Annotated in this window: 7 protein-coding genes; 4 read left to right on the plus strand and 3 right to left on the minus strand. The window is 53.7% G+C overall.

Features of this window, described 5'->3' with window-relative positions:
- Nucleotides 1-6: 6 nt before the first annotated feature.
- The 3 genes from B3F49_RS02935 to B3F49_RS02945 form a co-directional block, all read right to left on the minus strand.
- Complete coding sequence (locus B3F49_RS02935) at nucleotides 7-177, minus strand: hypothetical protein (RefSeq protein ID WP_293908904.1); 171 nt, start codon at nucleotides 175-177, stop codon at nucleotides 7-9.
- Between the two features lie 109 nt (nucleotides 178-286).
- Nucleotides 287-946 carry a response regulator gene (locus B3F49_RS02940; protein WP_293892760.1) on the minus strand — a complete coding sequence of 220 codons (660 nt, stop codon included), beginning with the start codon at nucleotides 944-946 and terminating at the stop codon, nucleotides 287-289.
- A complete protein-coding gene (locus B3F49_RS02945; RefSeq protein WP_293908905.1) occupies nucleotides 924-2,207 on the minus strand; it encodes a sensor histidine kinase in 1,284 nt (427 codons plus the stop codon). The genes B3F49_RS02940 and B3F49_RS02945 overlap by 23 nt, the downstream gene beginning before the upstream one ends.
- A gap of 171 nt (nucleotides 2,208-2,378) precedes the next feature.
- Between B3F49_RS02945 and B3F49_RS02950 the strand changes: the two genes are divergently transcribed.
- From B3F49_RS02950 to B3F49_RS02965, 4 genes are all read left to right on the plus strand, one after another.
- Nucleotides 2,379-3,680, plus strand: a complete 1,302-nt coding sequence (locus tag B3F49_RS02950; RefSeq protein ID WP_293908906.1) for an ABC transporter substrate-binding protein — start codon at nucleotides 2,379-2,381, stop codon at nucleotides 3,678-3,680.
- 85 nt (nucleotides 3,681-3,765) lie between these two features.
- Nucleotides 3,766-4,644 (plus strand): carbohydrate ABC transporter permease, encoded by an 879-nt coding sequence (locus B3F49_RS02955; protein ID WP_293892752.1) that lies wholly within the window; start codon nucleotides 3,766-3,768, stop codon nucleotides 4,642-4,644.
- Complete coding sequence (locus B3F49_RS02960; RefSeq protein ID WP_293908907.1) at nucleotides 4,641-5,453, plus strand: carbohydrate ABC transporter permease; 813 nt, start codon at nucleotides 4,641-4,643, stop codon at nucleotides 5,451-5,453. Before B3F49_RS02955 ends, B3F49_RS02960 begins: the two co-directional genes overlap by 4 nt.
- Nucleotides 5,454-5,461: 8 nt before the next feature.
- Nucleotides 5,462-8,448: glycoside hydrolase family 2 TIM barrel-domain containing protein (locus B3F49_RS02965; protein WP_293908908.1), on the plus strand; the 2,987-nt coding region annotated here is incomplete at its 3' end.

An 8,448-nucleotide genomic window follows, 5' to 3' on the forward strand; every position in this document is an offset into this window, starting at 1 on the left:
CCCTCTTCATACCTTGATGTCAAAGTTCTCATTTGGTGCTGAAAGCTGGCTCCCATCGGCATTAAGGGTGATGATATCGACAAATACATCCTTTTCTTCGGCTGCCGCACTATAGGTGATTCCCAGCGGATATCCGATTCCCGCATCCAGGTACAACGAACCCAATCCTACATCCACAACCGCCCCTGATGACAGAGAACCTATTGTGAGCAAGAGTACCAATACAATTCGTTACATATGCAGCCACCTTGTTGCTTAAGCAAACACCTGAATCTGCAAATTGTGTCTAATGGTACTGGATTGTGTTTGCAAGGCGAATAATCTCAAACCGATCCTTTACCTCAAGCTTGGAATAGATGGTACTGATGTTGTTTCTTACCGTCTGCTCGGCCAATTGGAGCCGATCGGCAATCTGCTGATTGTCAAAACCGGTGGCGATCAGGCCGAAAATCTCTTTCTCCCGGTCGGTAAGCGTGTCGAACCACTCAAAGCGGCTGGATACTTCAGGAATCTTGGGACTTGTTCCGTCATACATGGCGTTGATCAGCTTGGTGGCAATCTTCGGTGAAATCTGCACCAAACCAGAATGAAGAGCCCTGATGGCGGCGATAAGCTCGGTAGGAGAGATGTCCTTGAGCAAGTACCCGGAGGAACCGATGCGCAGCGCCTCTCGAACATACTCATCCTCGTCATAGGTGGAGAGCATGACGATCTTGATCGAGCGCTGTTTCTCAAGAATACGTCTGGTGGCGACAACCCCGCTGATATCAGGCAGATGGACATCCATGAGAATGACATCAGGGACCAGGTCGCAGGCCATTGCTATGGCGCAGGTTCCGTTCTTGGCTATGCCGACGACCTGAAGGTCATCGGTATAGTTCTCAAGGCTCATCCTGAGACTCTCCACGAAGAGCGGTTGGTCATCAACCAAGAGGATTCGTATCATCGGTCTGCTCCTTCTGCAGGGGAATGGTTACGGTAAGCTGAAAGCCCCCTTCGGGAGCATTTTCCGCCCTCACCACACCGCCGAGTCTGCTGATTCGTTCTTCCATACCGGCCAAGCCTATTCCTTTGATGATCTTCTTTGCACCGGTTCCATTATCCAGAATGATCATCTGTACCGACTCTTCCACAATCCAGAAGAGGATTCGCACACAGGTTGCATGACCGTGCCGAAGGGCGTTGGTCAGGCCCTCCTGCACGATGCGGTAGAGAACCAAATCCAGTTCATCACCGAATGTTGCATCGAGGTTGCCGCTCTCGATCTCCACCCGCACTCCGGTGGTGCTTTCAAAAATCTTCTTGATCTTGTAAATGGCACGCATGCCGACTTCCCGTTCAGAATCCGACTTGCGCAGCAGGTGCAGCGCTCTTCGCGTCTCCACCAGACCCTCCTGGGCCTGTGAGCGAGCAGCGCTGCACATCTCGCTGGTTTTGTCGATGTTGCGGCAGCCGGTGGCGATGATGGCATCCATCATGGCGATTATGTTGGTGAACATGTATCCGCTGATATCATGAATCTCCCGGGAAATCCTGTACCGTTCCTTCTTTGCCGCTTCCATCTCCGCCGTTCTAGCATAGTTCTGCAAGCTTTGGCTGAAGATGGTCAGCTTGGTGATGGTGGCATCGAGAATCTCAATCTGGGACTTGGCTTTCTCATGCAGTGCGTGCAGGTGCTTGACTGCAATCTGCAGGTAGGCGCTTACAAGAAGGATGACCGTGAAGGTGATCAACTCCTCGATTCGGGCCGACCGCAGCAGGGGATTGAGGTCGTTCTCCCCCAAAAAAGGGGGCAGCAGCTGCAGTGCAAGAGCGGCACAAGCAAACAAAACGGGGAAGGGCAGGTCGAACGGCCAGGCGATCAGGGAGATCATCACACTCTGGAAGGCCAGGTAGAGCATCAGGCGGATGGTCAGGTAGTCGTTGAGCGAGTAATCGAGAACCAGCAGGACGGTGACGGACAGAAAACAGAGCAGCAGGATTCCCAGCAGGTGCCTGGTATGGGAGAGCAGGACGATGAACAGGGCGTAGAAGAGGAAAAACACGAAAAAGGTTCGGTAGAACTCAAAGGGGCGCTCGCTCGTCCCCCCGTCCAGTCCATATGTGGAAATAAATAAGGTCAGGGCAGTGAGCAGCAATAGTACTGCATATGCATCAAAGACATATGAAAAGATATTTTCCTTTTTCAGGACCGTTTTGATTCCCATGGCAGTCAGTATACCATATCCAAAAACGGAGACGGTACATTTGTACTTGATGAAGTAGTGGAAATAAGCGTTTTCAGTATTTCTGTCCCTTCCTTGCGCCGCATGCTCAGCCTATCATGCACTTGTAGAAAAAGTAGCAAACTTGTTCTAGAAACACAAGGAGGAAATGGTATGAAAAAGACCATGTGTGTTGTATTGGCACTTCTTTTGGTTGTCTCGTCTCTTGCTTTCGCAGGCGGCAAGGCTGAGACCGCTGCAGTGGCAGCCGACCCGAATGCCCCGGTAACCCTCACTGTCTGGTGCTGGGATCCGACATTCAACGTTTTTGCAATGAATGAGGCGGCAAAAATATATGCCGTCGACCATCCCAATGTGAAGATCAACGTAGTGGAAACCCCCTGGAACGACCTGCAGCAGAAACTCATCACCAGCCTGTCTGCAAAAGCCACCTCGAACCTTCCGGACATCATCCTGATGCAGGACAATGCCATCCAGAAGAACGTCATGACCTACCCTGAGGCATTTGTTGCACTCAATGGGAAAATCGATCTGACCCAGTTCGCCCAGTTCAAGGTGGACGTAGGGACCGTCGACGGCAAGCACTATGGCGTACCGTTCGACAACGGGGCCACCGGTACGTTCCTCAGAAGAGATATCATTGAAAAGGCCGGCCTGAAGGTCAGCGACTTCAACGACATCACGTGGGAACGTTTCATCGAGCTTGGGAAAATCGTCAAGCAGAAGACCGGTATCGCCATGATTTCAACAGTTGCCAACGAGCCCGACTTTCCGATGTTGATGCTCCAGAGTGCAGGCACCTGGATGTTCGATGAGCAGGGCAAGGCTTACATCAAGGACAACAAGGTTCTGAAAGAAGCCCTGCGCATCACCAAGGAAATGGTTGAAAGCGGCGTTTGCATCCTCGTTCCCGACTGGAATGCCTATATTGCAACCCTGAACAACGGAACCGTTGCTTCCACAATCAATGGATGCTGGATCAGCGGATCGATCCAGGCTGAAAAGAGCCAGAGCGGCAAGTGGGCTGTTGTCAATACTCCCAGATTTGCAAACATCGCCGGTTCGGTGAACTACTCCAGCCAGGGTGGGTCAAGCTGGATGGTCATGGCCAATTCCAAGAAGGCCGACGTCGCCATCGACTTTTTGGCAAAGACCTTCGGCGGAAGCGTAGCCTTGTATGAGACCATTCTGCCCGCAAGCGGCGCAATTGCAACCTGGCTGCCTGCGGCAAAGAGCCCGGTATACTCCACTCCCATCGAGTTCTTCGGTGGACAGAAGATTTACGAGGACTTGGTCAACTATGCCAGCAAGGTTCCCAACGTGAAGTACGGTGTCTTCAACTATGAAGCACGTGACGCCATTGCTCGTGCCCTGAGCGAAGTCTTGCAGGGTGGAAACATCGATGCAGCCCTCGCGACGGCGCAGAAGAACGTAGAATTCTTGATGAGCGAGTAGGAATCAACTAACATCCGCCCCGATGCCGCTGTATACTGGCGGTATCGGGGTTGTGTGATTGAGCACCGAAGAAGGGAAAGGCATCATGGCAAAGACAACACTGACAAAAAAAATCAACCTGTACGGCTGGTTGTTTGTCATACCCGCAGCACTGTTCATATTCGTCCTGAATTTTTATCCGATGGTCAGTGCATTTCTCCTTTCATTGCAAACGGGGAGGGGAAACAATCTGAAATTCGCCGGGCTGAAGAATTACGCCCGCCTCTTTCAGGACGAGATGTTTCTCACCTCGGTGGGAAATGTCATCACCTATCTGGTGATCCAGGTTCCCGTCATGCTTACATTGGCGTTAATCCTCGCCTCGATTCTCAACGATCCCAAGCTCAAGGGCAAAGGCATATTCAGGACTCTCATTTTCCTGCCGTGCGCAACCAGCTTGGTCTCCTCGGCCATGATCTTCAAATCATTCTTTTCCATCGACGGGATCGCAAACACCACCCTCATGGGCCTTGGTGTCCTCCAAAGTCCCATGAGCTGGTTGACCCATCCAGTCTGGGCGAAATTCGTCATCATCCTGACCATTACCTGGCGTTGGACCGGCTACAACACCGTATTCTACCTTGCAGGGCTCCAAAACATCGACCGCAGTGTCTATGAAGCTGCCCGCATCGATGGAGCTTCCGCCTCACGCCAGTTTTTCTCCATAACCATCCCGCTGCTCAAGCCGGTCATCCTGTTGACCACCATCATGTCCACGAACGGGACGCTGCAGCTCTTTGACGAGGTGCGCAACATCACCAATGGAGGACCGGGGATTGCAACACTGTCCATCAGCCAGTACATCTACAACCTCTCGTTCATGTACAATCCGCAGTTCGGCTATGCCGCTGCCGTATCCTATGCAATTTTGGTGATGGTGGCGGTGCTCTCCTTCATCCAGATCAAAGTGGGGGACAAGCGATGAAACAAAAACACCTCGCAACAATCGCAACCTATGTGTTTCTTTGTGTTGTTTGCCTGTTCTCGGTGTTCCCGTTCTATTTCATGATTGTCGGCTCGACCAATCTGAGCGTGGATATCGTCAAAGGACGGCTTTTTTTCGGCACCCACCTGATCGAGAACTTCAAGACGCTTGCATCCACAGTCAAATTGGGCAATGCATTTTGGAACTCTATGCGCAATGCTCTTGCCAACACGGTGGCAAGCCTGTTTGTCTGCTCGCTGGCCGGCTATGGGTTTCAGATCTACCGTGACAAAGGCAAGGACACCCTGATGGGCTTGCTGCTGCTTTCCATGATGGTCCCCTTCGCCGCCCTGATGGTCCCGCTGTTTCGCATGTTCAGCCAGGCAAGGTTGCTTGATACGACGGCCGGATTCATCCTTCCCACCATCTCAACAGCCTTCCTCATCTTTTTCTTCCGGCAAAGCGCTGAATCGTTCCCTATGGAAACAGTGCAGGCCGCCCGGGTGGACGGACTGGGGGAGCTGGGAATTTTCTTCAGGATTTTTGTCCCGATCATGGCCCCGACGTTCTCCGCCGCCGCCATCGTCACCTTCATGTCCGCCTGGAACAACTATCTGTGGCCCTTGATCATCATGCAAAGCCAGGAGAGTCAGACCATGCCCCTGCTTATCACAGGCCTTACCGCCGGCTATACTACCGACTATGGGATCCTGATGCTCTCGGTAACCATCACGACCCTGCCCACCCTGATACTCTTCTTCACCCAGCAGAAGCGGTTTGTCGAAGGTGTGTTGGGATCAGTCAAATAGGAGTACGTATGTCCATGCTGTTTTTATCCCATCGCGCTTGGGAGCAACCAAGTATCACCAGTATGAATCGGCTGCAGATGCATTCTCTTCCAAAAGCCTTCCCGAAGCGGGAAGCGGCCTTGGATTATGCCGTCAAGGGCCCGGAGCATTGGGATGCCGCAAGCAATCCCCTGTATCGATGCCTCGATGGCACGTGGTCCTTCCGCTACTACGATTCTCCCTTGTCGGTGGAGGAGCAGGTGCTCGACGAACACTCCGATCTGGTTTGGGAAGAGATTCTTGTTCCCGGATCGTGGAGTGTACAAGGGTATGACAAGCCCCATTACACCAATGTGATCATGCCCTTTGCCAATACGCCTCCCTTAGTCCCGGCTGAAAACCCGACCGGGGTCTACCGTACCACCTTCACCCTCGATGAGCAGTGGAAACGGCAAAGCACCATATTGGAAGTAGGGAGTGCGGAAAGCTATCTCGAAGTCTATGTCAACGGCGCCTTTGTCGGTATGGGCAAGGATACCCGTCTTCCCTCAAGCTTCGATTTGACCGACTTCGTACGCTTGGGTCAGAACACCCTCACCCTGGTCGTAGTACGCTACAGCGACTCCTCCTATGTCGAGGATCAGGACCAGTGGTGGTTCGGCGGTTTGCATCGAAGCGTTGTCCTTTCCTGCGTTCCCAAGGTGACGATGAAGGATGTAAAGGTGACTGCCGTAGTGGACGCAGGCCTTGCAAAGGCCAAGGTTGAAGTACGAGTATCCACGACAGCACGGAAGGAACCGCTGGAAGTGAGCCTGTACGACCCCCAAGGGACGCTGCTCAACAGATGGAGCGTAGAAGCACAGGATTCGTGGTTTGTCAGCTCGTTTGATGTCGAGCACCCTCTGCTTTGGAGCAGCGAGCAGCCCACGCTCTATTATGTGGGCCTCTCGCTTGGTGATGAGCATCGTTCTCTTCCGATTGGTTTCAGGCGTCTTGAGATTTCCAAGCGGCGGCTTCTGATCAACGGCAAGCGGGTCTTGATCAAGGGCGTGAACCGCCACGAGCACGATCAGTACATGGCCAAGACGTTGTCGGTCGCTTCCATGGTGGAGGACATCCGCCTGATGAAACAGCACAACTTCAATGCTGTACGCACCTGTCACTATCCCGATGACAGCCTCTGGTATGAACTGTGCGACCGATACGGCCTGTATGTCATGGATGAGGCCAACATTGAGACCCATGCGAACTATGACAGCATCTGCCGTGATGAAATGTGGGCAGCCTGCTTTCTTGAACGAGTGCAGCGGATGGTCAGGCGCGACTACAACCACCCCTCGGTCATTGTCTGGTCGTTGGGCAATGAGGCAGGCTACGGTCACAACCATGACGCCTGTGCCGGATGGCTCAGGCGGTACGACCCCAACCGTCCGATTCATTACGAAGGGGCGAACCGCCCCGAGTGGGGCCAGGGAGCCCACACCTTGGACAGCCTCAAGAGGGGTCGTTTCGCCACCGATATCATCGCTCCGATGTATCCGCCCATCTCCCTTATCGAAGCTTGGGATCACAATACCGAAAGCAGCGACGACGACCGGCCCCTGATCATGTGTGAATACAGCCATGCAATGGGCAACTCGAACGGCAGTCTTTCCGATTACTGGAAGACCATCCGCAGCTCCCGCGGCATTCAGGGTGGTTTCATCTGGGACTGGGTCGACCAAGGAATCCTGGTCGATGAACAGGGCAGGCCGGTGGGCCCGAATGCGCATCTGGCAGCCGACAAGGAAGGGGGCAGGGCCTGGCGGTACGGCGGCGATTTCGGCGACCAACCCACCGATTATGACTTCTGTCTCAACGGGTTGGTGCTTCCAGACCGAACGACTAAACCCGCCATGGCGGAGTGCCTGAAGGTGCAACAGCCGATCCACATCACAAGCGAGCATCCTGCAAGCGGCAGGTTCACCCTGCAAAGTGAATTGGATTTCACGACCACAGAGAATCTGCAGCTTCGATACAAGCTGTTCAGCGAGTCTGAAGCAGGACGGCTGGAAGGAGAGATTGAGCTTCCCGTACTCGAGGCGGGCCGAAGCTGGCAATTCCAGCTGGAAATCCTTGCCACCGCCGAAGCCAAAGCTTTGCTGGGTGCCGGTCAAGCCTTTGTACTGTTCGAGTGCTGTCTGAAACAGGACACCTGCTGGGCTGAGTGCGGACACCTCGTGGCATGGGACCAGTTTGAGCTCTCCCCTCCGATCAAGCGTGCCTTCCCCGCCGCCGAGGCGTATCTACAGAAACAGGAGAACGGCAGCTATCGCTTGGAGACAAGCGCTTATGAGGCTTCGATCAATGCCGAAGGACTTCTTTCGAGCCTCAAGTTTGTCGGACAGAGGGAGCTTTTATCATCACCTCTTTGCATAAGCCTTTTCCGCTGTCCTACCGAGAACGACGGGCTCAAGACACTGCAGGGCAACAAGGACCTGCCCGAGTACGCCTTCTACCACGACAACAAGGCTTTCGGCCAGTGGCTGGTGAACGAACTGGACAAGACATCGTTGGTGCTTTTGGATGTGCATATGGAGAATGGGCAGCTGTGCAGCCGCCATCGAATCGAGAATCCAGCAGGGCTTGATCTGGGAACGTTCGAGCAGCACTGGGTGTTCTCCTCCGACGAGCTCTATTACAGCTGCACCATCTTCCTCAGCGATGCAATCGGGGAGTACCCGAGGGTTGGGCTGAAGTGCGACCTCGATACGAGCTGGTCCGCTGTACGGTATTTCGGCAGGGGGCCCGAGGAGAACTATCCCGACCGCTGCGAAGGCTCTGCAATCGGCGACTACCATGCCACGATCGATGAACTGTATGTGCCGTATATTGTTCCGCAGGACCACGGAGTGAGGACGCAGGTCAGCCGCCTGGACATCTATGATGGAGATACCGGGGGGGTACACTTCAAGAGCCACGATGAGTTCTCTTTTGCGCTGCACAAGTATTCGCTTTCGGAGCTCTGGGAGAAACG

The organism is Sphaerochaeta sp. UBA5836, from assembly GCF_002432845.1.
In the GTDB taxonomy this organism is placed as follows: domain Bacteria; phylum Spirochaetota; class Spirochaetia; order Sphaerochaetales; family Sphaerochaetaceae; genus Sphaerochaeta.